General features: G+C 61.6%; 19 protein-coding genes. 16 read left to right on the forward strand and 3 right to left on the reverse strand.

The window, feature by feature from the left end:
* Positions 1-41 precede the first annotated feature (41 nt).
* The 3 genes from ACWNZ1_RS01240 to ACWNZ1_RS01250 all read left to right on the forward strand — a co-directional run bounded on the left by ACWNZ1_RS01240 (position 42) and on the right by ACWNZ1_RS01250 (position 1,865).
* Positions 42-911, forward strand: coding sequence for a CheW domain-containing protein (locus ACWNZ1_RS01240; RefSeq protein ID WP_265072826.1), 870 nt, complete (start codon positions 42-44; stop codon positions 909-911).
* A gap of 72 nt (positions 912-983) precedes the next feature.
* On the forward strand, positions 984-1,469 hold the full coding sequence (locus tag ACWNZ1_RS01245) for a chemotaxis protein CheW (protein ID WP_003183968.1): 486 nt from the start codon (positions 984-986) through the stop codon (positions 1,467-1,469).
* Positions 1,470-1,865, forward strand: coding sequence for a DUF2802 domain-containing protein (locus ACWNZ1_RS01250; protein ID WP_135844316.1), 396 nt, complete (start codon positions 1,470-1,472; stop codon positions 1,863-1,865).
* Between the two features lie 201 nt (positions 1,866-2,066).
* Here the strand turns inward: ACWNZ1_RS01250 and ACWNZ1_RS01255 are convergent, their stop codons facing one another.
* Positions 2,067-2,396, reverse strand: a complete 330-nt coding sequence (locus ACWNZ1_RS01255; RefSeq protein WP_014337186.1) for an EscU/YscU/HrcU family type III secretion system export apparatus switch protein — start codon at positions 2,394-2,396, stop codon at positions 2,067-2,069.
* The gene (fliK, locus tag ACWNZ1_RS01260; protein ID WP_256452371.1) at positions 2,393-3,964 is read right to left on the reverse strand and encodes a flagellar hook-length control protein FliK; all 1,572 of its coding nucleotides are present in this window, start codon (positions 3,962-3,964) and stop codon (positions 2,393-2,395) included. The genes ACWNZ1_RS01255 and fliK overlap by 4 nt, the downstream gene beginning before the upstream one ends.
* 198 nt (positions 3,965-4,162) lie before the next feature.
* Here fliK and ccmA point away from each other — a divergent pair, with 198 nt between their 5' ends.
* The 12 genes from ccmA to ACWNZ1_RS01320 all read left to right on the forward strand — a co-directional run bounded on the left by ccmA (position 4,163) and on the right by ACWNZ1_RS01320 (position 15,172).
* Complete coding sequence (ccmA, locus tag ACWNZ1_RS01265; RefSeq protein ID WP_135844318.1) at positions 4,163-4,798, forward strand: cytochrome c biogenesis heme-transporting ATPase CcmA; 636 nt, start codon at positions 4,163-4,165, stop codon at positions 4,796-4,798.
* Entirely contained in the window at positions 4,795-5,463 is a 669-nt protein-coding gene (gene ccmB / locus ACWNZ1_RS01270) for a heme exporter protein CcmB (protein WP_003183957.1), read from the forward strand. The genes ccmA and ccmB overlap by 4 nt, the downstream gene beginning before the upstream one ends.
* Before the next feature lie 94 nt (positions 5,464-5,557).
* Entirely contained in the window at positions 5,558-6,313 is a 756-nt protein-coding gene (locus tag ACWNZ1_RS01275; protein WP_135844319.1) for a heme ABC transporter permease, read from the forward strand.
* Positions 6,310-6,486 carry a heme exporter protein CcmD gene (ccmD, locus tag ACWNZ1_RS01280; RefSeq protein WP_135844320.1) on the forward strand — a complete coding sequence of 59 codons (177 nt, stop codon included), beginning with the start codon at positions 6,310-6,312 and terminating at the stop codon, positions 6,484-6,486. The genes ACWNZ1_RS01275 and ccmD overlap by 4 nt, the downstream gene beginning before the upstream one ends.
* Positions 6,483-6,938 carry a cytochrome c maturation protein CcmE gene (ccmE, locus tag ACWNZ1_RS01285; protein WP_135844321.1) on the forward strand — a complete coding sequence of 152 codons (456 nt, stop codon included), beginning with the start codon at positions 6,483-6,485 and terminating at the stop codon, positions 6,936-6,938. Before ccmD ends, ccmE begins: the two co-directional genes overlap by 4 nt.
* 3 nt (positions 6,939-6,941) lie before the next feature.
* Positions 6,942-8,930, forward strand: a complete 1,989-nt coding sequence (locus ACWNZ1_RS01290) for a heme lyase CcmF/NrfE family subunit (protein ID WP_456027302.1) — start codon at positions 6,942-6,944, stop codon at positions 8,928-8,930.
* On the forward strand, positions 8,927-9,463 hold the full coding sequence (locus tag ACWNZ1_RS01295; protein WP_135844323.1) for a DsbE family thiol:disulfide interchange protein: 537 nt from the start codon (positions 8,927-8,929) through the stop codon (positions 9,461-9,463). Before ACWNZ1_RS01290 ends, ACWNZ1_RS01295 begins: the two co-directional genes overlap by 4 nt.
* Positions 9,460-9,933: a cytochrome c-type biogenesis protein gene (locus ACWNZ1_RS01300; RefSeq protein WP_256452373.1), complete on the forward strand. Its 474-nt coding sequence runs from the start codon at positions 9,460-9,462 to the stop codon at positions 9,931-9,933. The genes ACWNZ1_RS01295 and ACWNZ1_RS01300 overlap by 4 nt, the downstream gene beginning before the upstream one ends.
* Positions 9,926-11,128, forward strand: a complete 1,203-nt coding sequence (gene ccmI, locus ACWNZ1_RS01305; protein ID WP_135844325.1) for a c-type cytochrome biogenesis protein CcmI — start codon at positions 9,926-9,928, stop codon at positions 11,126-11,128. Before ACWNZ1_RS01300 ends, ccmI begins: the two co-directional genes overlap by 8 nt.
* A gap of 14 nt (positions 11,129-11,142) precedes the next feature.
* A complete protein-coding gene (locus ACWNZ1_RS01310; RefSeq protein WP_135844326.1) occupies positions 11,143-11,550 on the forward strand; it encodes a hypothetical protein in 408 nt (135 codons plus the stop codon).
* Positions 11,551-11,790: 240 nt separating this feature from the next.
* The gene (gene speE, locus ACWNZ1_RS01315) at positions 11,791-12,666 is read left to right on the forward strand and encodes a polyamine aminopropyltransferase (protein WP_135844327.1); all 876 of its coding nucleotides are present in this window, start codon (positions 11,791-11,793) and stop codon (positions 12,664-12,666) included.
* A gap of 412 nt (positions 12,667-13,078) precedes the next feature.
* Positions 13,079-15,172, forward strand: coding sequence for an LTA synthase family protein (locus tag ACWNZ1_RS01320; protein ID WP_135844328.1), 2,094 nt, complete (start codon positions 13,079-13,081; stop codon positions 15,170-15,172).
* A gap of 62 nt (positions 15,173-15,234) precedes the next feature.
* On the opposite strand, the gene ACWNZ1_RS01325 is transcribed toward ACWNZ1_RS01320, so the two are convergent.
* A complete protein-coding gene (locus ACWNZ1_RS01325) occupies positions 15,235-15,387 on the reverse strand; it encodes a DUF3309 family protein (protein WP_003183939.1) in 153 nt (50 codons plus the stop codon).
* Between the two features lie 368 nt (positions 15,388-15,755).
* On the opposite strand from ACWNZ1_RS01325, the gene ACWNZ1_RS01330 reads away from it, so the two are divergent.
* Positions 15,756-16,571, forward strand: coding sequence for an SDR family oxidoreductase (locus ACWNZ1_RS01330; RefSeq protein WP_135844329.1), 816 nt, complete (start codon positions 15,756-15,758; stop codon positions 16,569-16,571).
* Positions 16,572-16,619: the final 48 nt, after the last annotated feature.

A 16,619-nucleotide genomic window follows, 5' to 3' on the forward strand; every position in this document is an offset into this window, starting at 1 on the left:
GCATTCATGCCGATAACCTCTTTAAGCGGCGCACTGTTCCTATGAGCCGCCCGATAAAGACAACCTCGCGTCCGCAAATGGCCTTGCAGTCCTATCTGGACGGGCTGTTGCAGGAAGCGACCGAAGAACTGTCACCGCCGCCGAGCGTGATCGAGGCGTTGCCCGAGACCGTCGTACCCGAAGGCGTGCTGGATGAGTTTCAGGCGGCCGTGCTCGAAGAGCAGGCCCGTGACGCGCAGAAGTCAGTGATGGCGGCGGCGGTCGAGGCACCGTTTATCAAGCCTCAGGTGGCCGTCATGGACGCGCCTGCGCCGATCCTGGCGCCGGTCTCGACCGTTGCACCGTTGTTGCAGGGCCTGGTGACGCCGGTGGTGGAAGTCCACTTGCCGCCGAGCAACCCGCCGCCGGTGCCAAACGATGACCGTCCGGCCTGGGCCGCCGAGCCGTTCGAGTGTCTGTTGTTCGATGTGGCCGGGTTGACCCTGGCGGTGCCGCTGGTATGCCTGGGATCGATTTATTCCCTGGCCGGGCAGGAATTGACGCCGTTGTTCGGCCAGCCGGAATGGTTCCTCGGGATCCTGCCGAGCCAGGCCGGCAACCTCAAGGTGCTCGACACCGCGCGTTGGGTGATGCCGGACCGTTATCGCGATGATTTTCGCCAGGGCCTGCAATACGTGATTTCTGTGCAAGGTTATGAATGGGGTTTAGCGGTGCATCAGGTCAGTCGCTCGCTGCGCCTGGACCCGAACGAGATCAAATGGCGCAGCCATCGAGGGCAACGGCCATGGCTGGCCGGGACGGTGATCGAGCACATGTGCGCCTTGCTGGACGTGTCCGAGCTGGCCGAGCTGATCGCCAGCGGCGGGGCAAAACACCTGGGCGGCACCAAGCCGGTCCAGAAACCGAAATAAGACAACCGGTGGCGCACAGCGTCACGGGACAGAACACACGCCGCCACAGGCGGTTTTTCGAGGGGTCAGGGTATGAATGATAAGGCGTCGTCTCTCAAGGGTTCCGAAGATCCGATTTTGCAATGGGTAACCTTCAAACTCGACAACGAAACCTACGGCATCAACGTGATGCGCGTTCAGGAAGTGCTGCGCTATACCGAGATCGCCCCGGTTCCGGGTGCACCCAGCTACGTGCTGGGCATCATCAACCTGCGCGGTAACGTGGTTACGGTCATCGACACTCGCCAGCGTTTTGGCTTGAGCTCCACCGAGGTCAACGACAACACGCGTATCGTGATCATCGAAGCTGATAAGCAAGTGGTCGGCATTCTCGTCGACAGCGTCGCCGAAGTGGTTTACTTGCGTCAGTCGGAAATCGAAACCGCGCCTAACGTCGGTAACGAAGAGTCGGCCAAGTTCATCCAGGGTGTTTGCAACAAGAACAACGAGTTGCTGATCCTGGTCGAGCTGGAAAAAATGATGAGCGAAGAAGAGTGGTCGGAACTGGAGAGTATCTGATTGATTCTTGAGGTAGCAGTCATTGTCCTGTTCCTTTTTTGGGCAGGCACGCTGGCGATGTTTGTGGCGTACATACGTGGTCAGCGGCAGATCGCCGCTCAGCAGGCCCAGGGCGATGCGCTGCGCGATCAGCGCATCAAGGACCTGGCCAAACGCGTCGACGATTATCAGAACGGCACCGTGCGCATGGGTGAAGCCCTCCATGAGCTACGCGCCGTGGTCGCGCCGTTGCCGGACAAACTGGCCCAACTGGAACAACGCGACCCCTCCACCTTGTCCTTCGCCCAGGCCGCACGCCTGGTTGGCATGGGCGCCAGCGTCGACGAACTGACCCAATCCTGCGGCTTGACCCAGGCCGAGGCGGAGTTGATGAGTAAGTTGCATAGGGGCGGTTGATCGTTCTCGCCCTGATCAACTGTGGGAGCGAGAAAGCTCCCACAGTTTTTTTTCGCGCGCATACCTGGACCCTGCAGTCAACAACCCCCTGTGGCGAGGGAGCTTGCTCCCGCTGGGCCGCGCAGCGGACCTCAGCTTTTGCGGCTGCTGCGCACCCGAGCGGGAGCAAGCTCCCTCGCCACAGGTACAGCGTCGTTGCGATCAGTAATCGTCGCCGCGATCGGTCACATCCTTCTCGACGCTCGGTGCATTCGGATCATGGCCCTGGGGAAACTTGCCCTTGAGGTTCCAGGCAAACGCGATGATCTCGGCAATCGTGCGGTATAACTCTTCTGGAATGCTGTCCCCCAGTTCCATCCGCGCCAACAGCTTCACCAACTCGGCGTTTTCATAAATCGGCACTTCGCTTTCGCGGGCGATCCGCAGGATTTCCTCGGCCAGGGCTTCGTCACCCTTGGCGGTGAGGGTTGGGGCGTGGTGGCCATCGTACTTGAGGGCGATGGCTTGGCGGGGTTCGGTGTGGGTTGTCATGCGGTTTCGTCCACCCAGCGTTGTTCCAGGCGAGTCTTGGGGCCCTGGGGCGGGGTGCCGAGATGGCAGTCCAGGTCGCCGACGTTCAGGCCACAACTCACCAGGCGCTCACGCAGCGCTGTCAGGTTGCTTTCGATCAGGCTTGCGGTGTACGGCCGCTGCGCCCATAACTGGCTCGACAGGCTGCCGCTGAGCAACTGCGCCTGGATTTGCAGCGGTCCCAACGGCTCCATGTCGAAGGCCAGCTCGACCCGCCAGAGTTGCTGTTTCGGTTCACGTTCATCCCGGCGCTCGGCTGGCTGCTCCCGGGGCGGGGTTTCCTCGCGTTGGAATTTGACCTGCAAGGGCACGATGTCCTGCAGATTGCGCATCGGGATTTCCAGTTGCCAGGTGCTCATCAGCCGGCCGTCGTCGGTCAGGCCGGTCTGTTCCAGGCTCGACAGCTGATGGCTTTGCAGGCGCGACACGGCGGCGGCCGCCAGGCGCAACAGGTGTTCCAGATCGCCTTCCTGGTCCTGGTCTTTGAGCAGGCGCGAGGGCAGGGGGAAGTGGGTGGGTTGTGGCTTGACGCTGACCTGGCCAAGCATCCCCAGGGCGCTGCGCACGAAGTTGGGCATGGCCTGGGCCAGGGTGTTGGCGGCGATGATCGCGCCAAGGCTGGTGGAGGCTGGCAGGGCCGGGGTCAGTTGGGCGATCAATTTCAGCAAGTCACCTTTCATGTCCGGCGCCAGGCCCGACGGCTGCCCGGCGAGCAATTTGCTTTCCAGGAACACACCGCTGGCTGCCATGGCCTGGGCCAAACCTTTGGGCGTGCTCAACTGCTGGACATCCGGCAGGCCTGCCAACAGGCGTGTCACCGCGGCGCGCAGCTCGGTGCCGGTTTCGTCAGTGGCCGGCAGGTTTTGCAGGGCGGCGATCAGGCTGTCCAGCGAGCCTTGACGGCTTACCTGCGTGGCCAGTTGCTGGCTCACCGCCAGTTGCTCCTGGCGGTTGCTCAGGGGCACGAATTTCAGCGTCTGGCCATCTTGCACCTGGGCGCTCAACAGCGTGCCGATACGCAGCGGTTGCGGGCTGTCGATGTCCAGGGTGGCGCCGGCCTGGACGGTGTTGAGCAGGCTCACCAACGACCGGTACACCGCCGGTTGCCCCGGCATTTGCGGCAGCGCCTGACTGGTGAGCACCTTGCCTTGCAGCAGCGTACCGACCGGCATCTGTGCGGTATCGATACGGGTCAGGGTCGCGACGCTGGAGGCTATGGCCTGCTGCACGGTAATCGCCAGGTTGCCGGCGGAGGGCTGGGTCACGGCCAGGCTGGTGCCCTGGGGCAGCGGCTGGGTGCTGGTGGCCTGGACGGTGGTCTGGCGGCCACTCTCCAGGGTGACCTTGAGCAATAGCTGGAAAGTCTGTTCCGCCTGTTTGAGCGACAGCACTTCGGCCTTGGCGGTTTGGCCAGCACCGATCAGGCCCTCGGCCGGCGTCAGCAGTTTGAGCAGCTCGCCACTGACCGCCGGCGTACGCGTCGTTGCCGTGGCCTGGGGCAGCGGCAGGATGTTCATGTCGCCTGTCATCTGCGGTCTTACCTTGGGAAAATAAGCCCTCTTTAGAGTAGAGCACGGCATGTATAATGCCGCCCGTCTCCCAGGGAGTGGCGAAAACCTTGCAATTGTTTGACGCAGCTCTGTGGAACAGGCCGTCAATGCATCTATGCTGCATCTCTTTAACGGCCGCTGCACTGCCGACTTGAACCGTATAAGGCCCGCGATCCCTTGACCAGTCCTCTCCTGCAAACCGTCGGCCTCGCCTGTGAGCGAGACTTGCGGCTGCTTTTCGAAAAGCTCGAATTGAGACTCGCCAATGGCGATATGGTGCAGATCAGCGGCCCCAATGGCAGTGGCAAGACCAGCCTGTTGCGCCTGCTGGCCGGGTTGATGCAACCGACCGCCGGCCAGGTGTTGCTCAATGGCCAGCCCTTGCAGAGCCAACGCAGTGAACTGGCGCGCAACCTGCTCTGGATCGGCCATGCCGCCGGGATCAAGGATTTGCTGACCCCTGAAGAAAACCTTAGCTGGCTCTGTGCGCTGCATCGGCCGGTCGGGCGCGAGGCGATCTGGCAGGCGTTAGCGACAGTGGGGTTGCGTGGCTTCGAAGACGTGCCGTGCCACACCCTGTCCGCCGGCCAGCAGCGCCGCGTGGCCCTGGCTCGGCTGTACCTGGACAGCCCGCCGCTGTGGATTCTCGACGAACCGTTCACCGCCCTGGATAAACAGGGCGTCGCGCAGCTCGAGGAACACCTGGCCCGGCACTGCGAAAGCGGCGGTATGGTGCTCTTGACCACCCACCACACGCTGGCGCGGATGCCGTCCGGGTATCGCAACATTGATCTGGGGAATTGGGCCGTATGAGTGTGTTTGGCCTGTTGCTGGCCCGCGAGGCGCGCCTGTTGTTCCGCCGCCCGGCTGAGTTGGCAAATCCGCTGGTGTTCTTCGCGATCGTCATTGCATTGTTCCCGTTGGCGGTCGGTCCTGAGACTCAATTGTTGCAAACCTTGTCTCCGGGACTGGTCTGGGTGGCGGCGCTTTTATCGGTCCTGCTCTCGCTGGACGGGCTTTTCCGCAGTGATTTCGAGGACGGTTCCCTCGAGCAGTGGGTCCTTTCGTCGCACCCCCTGGCCCTTCTGGTTTTAGCCAAGGTACTGGCACACTGGGTTTTTTCCGGCCTGGCGCTGGTGCTCCTCTCGCCGCTGTTGGCGATGATGCTGGGCTTGCCCGCCGCATGTATGCCTGTGCTGCTAGTCTCGCTGCTGCTGGGTACGCCGGTGTTGAGCTTGCTCGGTGCGGTGGGCGCGGCGTTGACGGTGGGGTTGAAGCGCGGCGGCCTGCTGCTGGCCCTGCTGATCCTGCCGCTGTATATCCCGGTGTTGATCCTCGGCAGTGGCGCCTTGCAGGCGGCGTTGCAAGGCATGCCGGCAACCGGTTATCTGCTGTGGCTTGGGAGCCTGACCGCCCTGGCGATAACCCTGACACCCTTTGCAATAGCGGCTGGCCTGAAAATCAGCGTCGGCGAATAATAATGAGGCCGGGTCAAAAACTGACCGCTTCCCAGGAAGTAAAGGCCACCCCGGCGGTTCGTGATAGCGAGCCGCAACCGTGATGGAAACAGCAATGAACTGGACCTGGTTTCACAAGCTCGGCTCACCCAAGTGGTTCTACGGTATCAGCGGCAAACTGTTGCCCTGGTTGAGCATCGCCGCTGTGCTGCTGATTGGCTCCGGCGTGGTCTGGGGCCTGGCCTTCGCCCCGCCGGACTATCAACAAGGCAACAGCTTTCGCATCATCTACATCCACGTGCCCACGGCAATGCTGGCCCAGTCCGTCTACGTGATGCTGGCGGTGTGCGGTGTGGTCGGGCTGGTATGGAAGATGAAGCTGGCCGACGTCGCCCTGCAATGCGCCGCGCCGATCGGTGCCTGGATGACCGCCGTGGCGCTGGTCACCGGGGCGATCTGGGGCAAGCCGACCTGGGGCTCGTGGTGGGTCTGGGATGCCCGACTGACGTCGATGCTGATCCTGCTGTTCCTGTACTTCGGTCTTATTGCGCTAGGCAACGCCATCAGTAATCGTGACAGCGCCGCCAAGGCCTGCGCAGTGTTGGCGATTGTCGGCGTGATCAACATTCCGATCATCAAGTACTCGGTGGAGTGGTGGAACACCCTGCACCAGGGCGCGACCTTCACCCTTACCGAAAAGCCGGCGATGCCCGTTGAAATGTGGCTGCCGCTGTTGCTGACCGTGCTGGGTTTCTACTGTTTCTTCGGCGCGGTGCTGTTGCTGCGCATGCGCCTGGAAGTGCTCAAGCGCGAGTCCCGGGCCAGTTGGGTGAAGGCCGAAGTACAGAATAGCCTGGAGGCCGCTCGATGAGTTTCGCTTCATTCGGCGATTTCCTCGCCATGGGTCATCATGGCCTGTATGTCTGGTCCGCCTATGGCATTTGCCTGGCGGTGCTGGGCCTCAACGTGGCGGTGCCGATCGTGGCCCGCAAGCGGTATCTGCAACAAGAGGCGCGTCGTCTGCGCCGGGAGAACGGTCAGTGAATCCGCTGCGCAAAAAACGTCTTGTCATCATTCTTGCGATCCTGGTGGGTGTCGGTGTTGCGGTCGGCCTGGCCCTGAGCGCCCTGCAGCAGAACATCAACCTGTTTTACACCCCGACCCAGATCGCCAATGGCGAAGCGCCCAAGGACACCCGTATCCGCGCCGGCGGCATGGTGGAAAAGGGCTCCCTGGTACGTTCCGGGGATTCGCTGGACGTGAAATTCAACGTCACCGATTTCAGCAAGACCGTGACCATCACCTATCGGGGCATCCTGCCGGACCTGTTCCGCGAAGGGCAGGGCATCGTCGCCTTGGGCAAGCTCAATGCCGACGGCGTGGTGGTGGCCGATGAAGTGCTGGCCAAGCACGATGAAAAATACATGCCGCCGGAAGTGACCAAGGCCCTGAAAGACAGCGGTCAGTCGGCGCCCGCTCCCGTGAAGGAGGGTTGATTGATGACTGCTGGTCTTTTTATTCCCGAGTTGGGCCATCTGGCGATGATCCTGGCGCTGTGCTTTGCCCTGGTCCAGGCCGTGGTGCCATTGCTCGGTGCCTGGCGCGGCGACCGTTTGTGGATGAGCCTGGCCCAGCCGGCGGCATGGGGGCAGTTCGCCTTTATGCTGTTTGCCTTCGGTTGCCTGACCTATGCCTTCATGGTCGATGATTTTTCCGTCGAGTATGTCGCCAGCAACTCCAACAGCGCCTTGCCCTGGTACTACAAGTTCAGTGCGGTGTGGGGCGCTCATGAAGGCTCGCTGCTGCTCTGGGCCTTGATCCTCGCTGGCTGGACTTTCGCTGTCTCGGTGTTCTCCCGCCAGTTGCCCCAGGTGATGCTGGCCCGGGTGCTGGCGGTGATGGGCATGATCAGCACCGGTTTCCTGCTGTTCTTGATCGTCACTTCCAACCCGTTCGAACGCATCCTGCCCCAGATGCCGACGGATGGCCGCGACCTTAACCCGTTGCTGCAAGACATCGGCCTGATCGTTCACCCGCCGATGCTCTACATGGGCTACGTCGGTTTCTCCGTGGCCTTCGCCTTTGCCATCGCGGCGTTGCTGGGCGGCCGTCTCGATGCCGCGTGGGCACGCTGGTCGCGTCCATGGACCATCGTCGCCTGGGCCTTCCTCGGCATCGGCATCACCCTCGGCTCCTGGTGGGCCTACTACGAACTTGGCTGGGGCGGCTGGTGGTTCTGGGACCCGGTGGAAAACGCCTCGTTCATGCCCTGGCTGGTGGGCACCGCGCTGATTCACTCCTTGGCGGTCACGGAAAAGCGTGGCGTGTTCAAGAGCTGGACCGTGTTACTGGCCATCGCTGCGTTCTCGCTGAGCTTGTTGGGAACCTTCCTGGTGCGCTCCGGGGTCCTCACCTCGGTGCATGCCTTCGCCTCGGACCCCGAGCGTGGTGTGTTCATCCTGATGTTCCTGCTGTTCGTGGTCGGCGGTTCCCTGACGCTGTTCGCCCTGCGTGCGCCGGTGGTGAAAAGCCAGGTCGGTTTCAACCTCTGGTCCCGGGAAACCCTGTTGCTGGGCAACAACCTGGTGCTGGTGGTGGCTGCGTCAATGATCCTGTTGGGGACGCTGTACCCGCTGGTGCTCGATGCGTTGTCCGGCGCCAAGTTGTCGGTCGGCCCGCCGTACTTCAATGCGCTGTTCATCCCGCTGATGGCGATCCTGATGGTGGTGATGGCTATTGGCATGCTGGTGCGCTGGAAAGACACCCCGGTCAAGTGGTTGCTGAGCATGCTGACGCCGGTGCTGCTGGGCACGGCGGCCCTGGCCGTGGTGGCCGGGGTCGCTTATGGCGACTTCAATTGGGCGGTTTTGGCGACATTCGTGCTGGCGGCCTGGGTGTTGCTGGCGGGCGGGCGGGACATCGTCGACAAGACCCGCCACAAAGGCCTGATCAAGGGCCTGCCAACCCTGACCCGCAGTTACTGGGGCATGCAGATCGCTCACCTGGGCATCGCCGTCTGCGCCCTGGGCGTGGTGCTGTCCAGCCAGAACAGCGCCGAGCGCGACTTGCGCCTGGCGCCGGGCGAGTCCATGGACCTGGGGGGCTATCAGTTCGTTTTTGAAGGCGCCAAACATTTTGAAGGCCCGAACTTCACCTCCGACAAAGGCACTGTGCGAGTCATTCGCGACGGCCGGGAAGTGACCGTGCTGCATCCGGAAAAACGCCTGTACACCGTGCAGAACTCGGTGATGACCGAAGCCGGGATCGATGCCGGTTTCACTCGCGATCTCTACGTGGCGCTGGGTGAGTCCCTGGGCGACGGCGCATGGGCGGTGCGGGTTCACGTCAAGCCGTTCGTGCGCTGGATCTGGTTCGGTGGCTTGCTCACGGGGCTGGGCGGGGTGCTGGCGGCGCTGGATCGGCGTTATCGGGTCAAGGTGAAAACCCGGGTGCGTGAAGCCCTGGGCGTGACGGGAGCCACTGCATGAAACGTTGGTTGATGCTGTTGCCGCTGGTGCTGTTTCTGTTGATGGCGGTGTTTTTGTATCGAGGGCTTTACCTGAATCCGAGCGAGCTGCCATCGGCGATGATCGGCAAGCCGTTCCCGGAGTTTTCCCTGCCCTCGGTGCAGGGCGACAAAACCCTGACCCGTGCTGACCTGCTGGGTAAACCGGCGCTGGTCAATGTGTGGGGCACCTGGTGCATTTCCTGCCGGGTCGAGCACCCGGTGCTCAATAAACTGGCCCAGAACGGCGTGGTGATCTACGGCGTCAATTACAAGGACGTCAACGTCGATGCCTTGAAGTGGCTCGCCGAGTTCCACAACCCGTATCAACTGGACATTCGCGATGAAGAGGGCTCCCTGGGCCTGAACCTGGGCGTCTACGGGGCACCGGAAACCTTCTTCATCGACGCCAAGGGCGTTATCCGCGACAAGTTTGTCGGTGTGATCGACGAACAGGTCTGGCGCGAGAAGCTGGCTGCCAAATATCAGGCCCTGGTGGACGAGGCCAAGCCATGAAGCGTTGGTTAGCCGCTGCCATCCTCGGCTTGAGCCTGGTCGGTGTGGCTCACGCCGCCATCGACACCTACGAATTTGCCAACGACGGCGAGCGCGAGCGGTTTCGCGAACTGACCAAGGAACTTCGCTGCCCCAAGTGCCAGAACCAGGACATTGCCGACTCCAACGCCCCGATTGCCGCTGACCTGCGCAAGGAAATCTTCCGCATGCTCGGCGAGGGCAAGGACAACCAGCAGATCATCGATTTCATGGTGGATCGCTACGGTGAGTTTGTGCGCTACAACCCGGCCCTGTCCTCCAAGACCGCGCTGCTCTGGTTTGGCCCCGCCGCGCTGTTGCTCGGTGGTTTCGTCATTATCGCGGTGATCGTGCGTCGCCGTCGGGTCCAGCGCGGCGCCGCTGCGGACACGCTTTCTGTCGAAGAGCGCCAGCGCCTCGACCAACTGTTGGATAAAACCAAGCATGATTGATTTCTGGCTCGCTGCAGGTCTGCTTCTTCTGGTTGCCCTGAGTTTTCTGTTGATCCCCGTATTGCGCGTTCGTCGTGCCCAATTGGAAGAGGACCGCACCGCGCTCAACGTGGCGCTGTACCAGGAGCGCGTCGCCGAACTGCAAACCGAGCGGGAGGAGGGCGTGCTCAATGCGGCGCAACTGGACACCGGTCGTGCTGAAGCTGCTCGTGAACTGCTCGCTGACACCGAGGGCGCCGATGCGCCACGGGAATCCCGATTGGGCAAGCCGTTGCCGCTGCTCGCGGCTGTGCTGGTGCCGTTGCTGGGCTTGGGGCTGTACCTGCATTTCGGCGCTAGCGACAAGGTCGAACTGACCCGTGAATTCGCCCAGGCACCGCAGTCGATGGAAGAAATGACCTTGCGCCTGGAGCGTGCGGTGGCCGCGCAACCGGACTCCGCCGAGGGCCTGTATTTTCTCGGCCGAACCTACATGGCCCAGGACCGACCGGCGGATGCGGCGAAGATTTTCGAGCGCACCGTGGCGGTGGCCGGCCGGCAACCCGAACTGCTCGGGCAATGGGCCCAGGCGCAGTATTTCGCCGATGGCAAGAAGTGGTCGGACAAGGTCCAGGCCTTGACCGATGAAGCGCTGAAACTCGATCCCAAGGAAGTCACCAGTCTTGGCCTGCTGGGTATCGCCGCCTTTGAAAGCGAGCGCTATCAGGACGCGATCGATTACTGGGGGCGTTTGCTGGTGGAACTGCCGGAAGGCGATAAATCCCGTGACGCACTGCAAGGCGGTATCACCCGTGCCACCGAGAAGCTCCAGGCCAGTGGCGGCAAGGTCGTCCAGGCCCCGGTGGCCAAGGCAGCAGCCCTGCTCAAGGTGCGCGTCGACCTCGCGCCGGCACTCAAGGCCAAGGTGCAGCCGGGCGACAGCGTGTTCATCTTCGCCCGCGCCGTTTCCGGTCCGCCGGCGCCGCTGGCGGCCAAGCGCATGACCGTCGCCGATCTGCCCGCCACGGTGGAGTTGGGCGACGCGGACGCGATGATGCCGCAGCTGAAACTGTCGAACTTCCCTGAAGTCCAACTGGTGGCGCGCATCTCGCGGGCCGGTCAACCGACCGCCGGCGAGTGGATCGGCCGTAGCCAACCCCTGGCGAGCAGCACCACAGCGCAGCAACAACTGACCATCGACAGCCCGGACAAATAACAGGAATTCGCCCCATGACCGCCATCGCTCGTATCACCTTGCTCACGCTCGTTTTGGGCTTGAGCGCTTGTGCGGTCCAGCGCCCGCCGGAGCCTTCGGCGCCGCTGCCGCCCATTCCACCGTCGACCCCGACCACCAAGCCGGGTCCGTCGACTCCACCGAGCAAGCCTGTTACCCCGAACAAACCGGCCAAACCGCTGCCCCGCACTTCCGCCAGTTTCGCCCCGCCGCCGGGAGGCAACAGCCACTGGGATGCCAAGCTTGGGGTCTATGTGTTGGATAACCAGACCAACACTTTCTACCGCCAGCGCACCTACTACCGGTGGAACAACGGCTGGAGCCGCTCCGTCAGCCCGAATGGCCCATGGGAAGACACCACCATCGAAGGCGTGCCAGCGGGGTTGGGGCGTCAATTCCACTAAGGGGTGGAGATTGCCCCGTGGCAAGGACGCTTGCTCCCGCTGGGCTCCGTAGGAGCTGGCGAAGCCTGGGATCTTTTTGATCTTGAGCTTTTGCTTGAGATTCAACTGTCAGGGCGAAGATCGCAGCCTCGCTTCCCTCGGCAGCGCCTACAAGGTTCGACCTGTCATGTTCATCGTCGTAGAATGCGCGCCTTTGCGAGCCTTCATCGGCCAACCGCGTATTTATCGGAGCACCTGACCATGACGACTACCCCGACCGGCGACTACCAGGAAACCCTCTACGAAGGCTACGGCCAGCGTTTTCGGATGGACAAGCTGTTGCACGAAGTGCGCACCGAGCACCAGCACCTGGTGATCTTCGAGAACCCGCGCATGGGCCGGGTGATGGCGCTGGACGGCGTGATCCAGACCACCGAAGCCGACGAGTTCATCTACCACGAGATGCTGACCCACGTGCCCATCCTTGCCCACGGCACGGCCAAGCGCGTGCTGATCATCGGTGGCGGTGACGGCGGCATGTTGCGTGAGGTGAGCAAGCACGTGGGTGTCGAGCACATCACCATGGTGGAAATCGACGGCACCGTGGTGGACATGTGCAAAGAGTTCCTGCCCAACCACTCCAAGGGTGCCTACGATGACCCGCGCCTGAACCTGGTGATCGACGACGGCATGCGTTTTGTCAGCACCACCCAGGAAAAATTCGACGTCATCATTTCCGACTCAACCGACCCGATCGGTCCGGGTGAAGTGCTGTTCTCGGAAAACTTCTACCAGGCCTGCCATCGCTGCCTGAACGAAGGTGGCATCCTGGTGACCCAGAACGGTACGCCGTTCATGCAACTGAGCGAAGTACAGACCACCGCCGGACGCCTGCGTGGCCTGTTTGCCGACTGGCACTTCTACCAGGCTGCCGTGCCGACCTACATCGGCGGCGCCATGACTTTCGCCTGGGGTTCGACCGACCCTGCCTATCGCAAGCTGTCCCGCGAGACCCTGCGCCAGCGGTTCATTGGCAGCGGGATCGTCACCCGCTACTACAACCCCGAAGTTCACATCGGTGCGTTCGCCATGCCGCAATACGTATTGCAGGCGATCAACAAACCGAGCAACGACTGATTTTCTGATGTAGCAAGGAAGCTCATGTGGCGAGGGAGCTTGCTCCCGCTGGGCCGCAGGAGCTGTCGAGTGCAACGAGGCTGCGATCTTTCCTCTCAAGCGCAAGAGCAAAAGATCGCAGGCTTCGCCAGCTCCCACAGAGTCCATCGGGAGCAGGCTCCCCCCGTCACAACAGTGCTCGGCTCTCTTTCACCGGCACTTTTTGTGTTTCCAGATATTCATTGAACGAAATTTTCACTAAGTCTTGCGGACAATCTCCCGCGCTTTATCGCCGCCGGCTATTTAATGGCAATGTCTTAGTCGTTCGTGCAACATTTGCGCATTCGCGCAAGCCCCGGGGGCCGGCATTGGCCAACAGAGGGCGCGCCGTTGTTCTTTTTGTCACATCAACTCCAATAGGTCCCCAATCGACATGGCAATTCCGGACGCCCTGAGTCAGCAGCGCACCACGCATCGCCTGCTGCAACCGACCGTCAAATCGCACCTGGCCTACACGTTGCTTTGTGCCCTGGTGATGATGGTCATGTTCAGCCTGCTGCGCGTGGCGCTGCTGGTCTATAACCGCGAGATGATCCTCGACACCCCGGCCTCGACCTTCGTTGAAGCGTTCGCCAATGGCCTGCGTTTCGACCTGCGCCTGGTGGTCTACCTCAGCATCCCGCTGCTGCTGGCATTGTTCAGCGCCCGGGCCATGGCGGCACGGGGGTTCTTTCGTCTGTGGCTGACCGTTACCTCCAGCATCGCGTTGTTTCTGGGCCTGATGGAGCTGGATTTCTACCGTGAGTTTCACCAGCGCCTCAACGGCCTGGTCTTCCAATATGTGAAGGAAGATCCGAAAACCGTGATGAGCATGCTCTGGTACGGTTTTCCGGTGGTGCGTTACCTGCTGGCCTGGTTCGGCGGTACCCTCATCCTGAGCCTGGCGTTCAAGGGTGCCGACCGTGCGACCCGCCCACGCGGGCCTTTCAGCGGCGGCACCATCGGTACGCGCCAGATTGCCCCGTGGTACGGCCGTATCGTGGTGTTTGTCGTGTGCTTGCTGGTCGCCGTGACTGCCGCCCGTGGCACCTTGCGCCAGGGGCCTCCCCTGCGTTGGGGTGATGTCTACACCACCGATTCGAACTTCGCCAACCAGTTGGGCCTCAATGGCACGCTGTCGCTGGTGGCGGCGGCCAAGAGCCGGTTGTCCGAACACCGTGACAACGTCTGGAAAGCCACCCTTGAGCAGTCGCTGGCACAACAGACCGTGCGCGACATGCTGGTGATGCCTGACGACAAACTGGTGGATACCGAGACGGCCGCCGTGCGTCGTGACTACACGCCACCAGTGGACAAGACCCTGCCCATCAAGAACGTGGTCGTGATCCTCATGGAAAGCATGGCCGGTCACTCGGTGGGCGCCTTGGGCGCGCCGGGCAACATCACCCCTTACCTGGATAAACTGTCCAAGGAAGGCCTGCTGTTCGACCGCTTCTTCTCCAACGGCACCCACACCCATCAAGGCATGTTCGCCACCATGGCGTGCTTCCCGAACCTGCCGGGTTTCGAATACCTGATGCAGACGCCGGAAGGCAGCCACAAGTTGTCGGGCCTGCCACAACTGCTCAGTCCCCGTGGTTATGATGACGTGTATGTCTACAACGGCGATTTCGCCTGGGACAACCAGTCTGGTTTCTTCAGCAGCCAGGGCATGACCACGTTCATCGGGCGTAACGATTTCGTCAACCCGGTGTTCTCCGATCCGACCTGGGGCGTGTCCGACCAGGATATGTTCGACCGTGGTCTGGTCGAGCTCAAGGCCCGGGAAAACGGCAAGCCGTTCTATGCCTTGCTGCAAACCCTGTCCAACCATACGCCGTATGCACTGCCGACGCCGTTGCCGGTGCCGCCGGTCACCGACCGTGGCAGCCTGAACGAGCACCTGACCGCCATGCGCTACTCCGATTGGGCGCTGGGCCAGTTCTTCGAGAAGGCCCGCAAGGAGCCTTACTTCAAGGAAACGCTGTTTGTCGTGGTCGGTGATCATGGCTTCGGCAACGAGCGCCAGATCAGTGAAATGGACCTGGGCCGCTTCAACGTGCCGATGTTGCTGATCGGCCCGGGCGTCCAGGAAAAGTTCGGTCAGCGCAGCCACACTGTAGGCACCCAGATCGATATCGTCCCGACCATCATGGGCCGTATCGGCGGCCAGGTGCGTCACCAGTGCTGGGGGCGTGACCTGTTGAACCTGCCCGAAGGCGACCCTGGTTTTGGCGTGATCAAACCGTCGGGCAGCGACCAGACCACTGCCATCATCCGCGACGACACGATCCTGGTCCTGCGCAGGGAAAAGGAAATGCCGCCGAAGATGTACCGCTATGAACTGGGGGCCAACCCACATGCGCAAGTCATCCCGGACGCACCGGATACCGCACGGATGAAACTCCAGCTTGAATCGTTCCTGCAGACCGCCACCAAGAGCCTGTTGGACAATACCGCCGGCGTGGTTGACGGCAAGCCGGATTGATCATCGGCGAGCATAAAAAAGAGGCCTGCAAAGGCCTCTTTTTTTTACCCTTACTTAGTGGTTTATATCTTGCCCAGTAACAGCAGGACCAACAGCACCACCAATACGACACCGATGATACCGGACGGACCGTAACCCCAACTTCTGGAGTGCGGGAAGACCGGGAGACCACCGATCAGCAGGAGGATCAGGATAATGATCAGTATTGTGCCCATTGTTGATTTCCTTATTGGTCAGTTCTGGAATGTTGCAACTTTTCAACTACCAGCACGCATGCGTTAAATCCGGGCGGCTTAATAATTCGGACCGTAACGTCCTGTAAAAAATTCAAAGTTTTTTATGGCGTGTAAGGAGCCTCTGTGGGAGCAAAGCTTGCTCGCGATACAAACGACGAAGCCTTCCAGAATCGAGTTGCCTCTGTTGCGAGCAAGCTTTGCTCCCACAGGGTTGTCCCCATGGCACTACTGCCCTCAAAACCCATTACGGTTAGCCCCCGCCATTCAGCAATCTGATGGAGCGTGGGTCAGGCCAGGTCCTTCGCTACACTCGGCCCATCTCTCCCGGAACAACAAGGCTGTTTCCTATGCAAAATCGCATGATGATCACCGGTGCCGGTTCTGGCCTGGGTCGCGAAATCGCGCTGCGCTGGGCCCGCGAAGGCTGGCGCCTGGCCTTGTCGGATGTCAGTGAGCCCGGCCTTCAGGAAACCCTCAGGCTGGTGCGCGACGCTGGCGGCGAGGGCTTTGTCCAGCGTTGTGATGTGCGCGACTACAGCCAACTGACCGCGTTCGCCCAGGCCTGCGAAGAAAAGTTGGGTGGTATCGACATCATCGTCAACAACGCTGGCGTGGCGTCGGGCGGGTTCTTCAGCGAACTCTCCCTCGAGGATTGGGACTGGCAGATCGCAATCAACCTGATGGGCGTGGTCAAGGGCTGCAAGGCGTTCCTGCCGTTGCTGGAAAAAAGCCGCGGCAAGATCATCAACATCGCCTCCATGGCCGCCCTGATGCAGGGCCCGGCCATGAGCAACTACAACGTGGCCAAGGCTGGCGTGGTGGCGTTGTCGGAGAGCCTGTTGATTGAACTGGCGCAGCAGGAAATCGGCGTACATGTGGTCTGCCCGTCGTTCTTCCAGACCAATCTGCTGGACTCCTTCCGTGGCCCGACCCCGGCCATGAAAGCGCAGGTGGGCAAACTGCTGGAAAGCTCACCGATCACCGCTACTGACATTGCCGATTACATCTACCAGCAGGTCGCCGAGGGCCAGTTCATGATCCTGCCCCATGAGCAGGGCCGGATGGCCTGGGCCATCAAGCAGAAAAACCCGCAGTTGCTGTATGACGAAATGACCGTCATGGCCGACAAGATGCGCGCCAAGGCCCGTCAGAACCCGAGTTGACCTGGCTGCCCGGTGTCCTCAGGATGGCGCCATCCGGCTTTCCTGATG

The organism is Pseudomonas sp. CFBP 5748 (assembly GCF_053850495.1).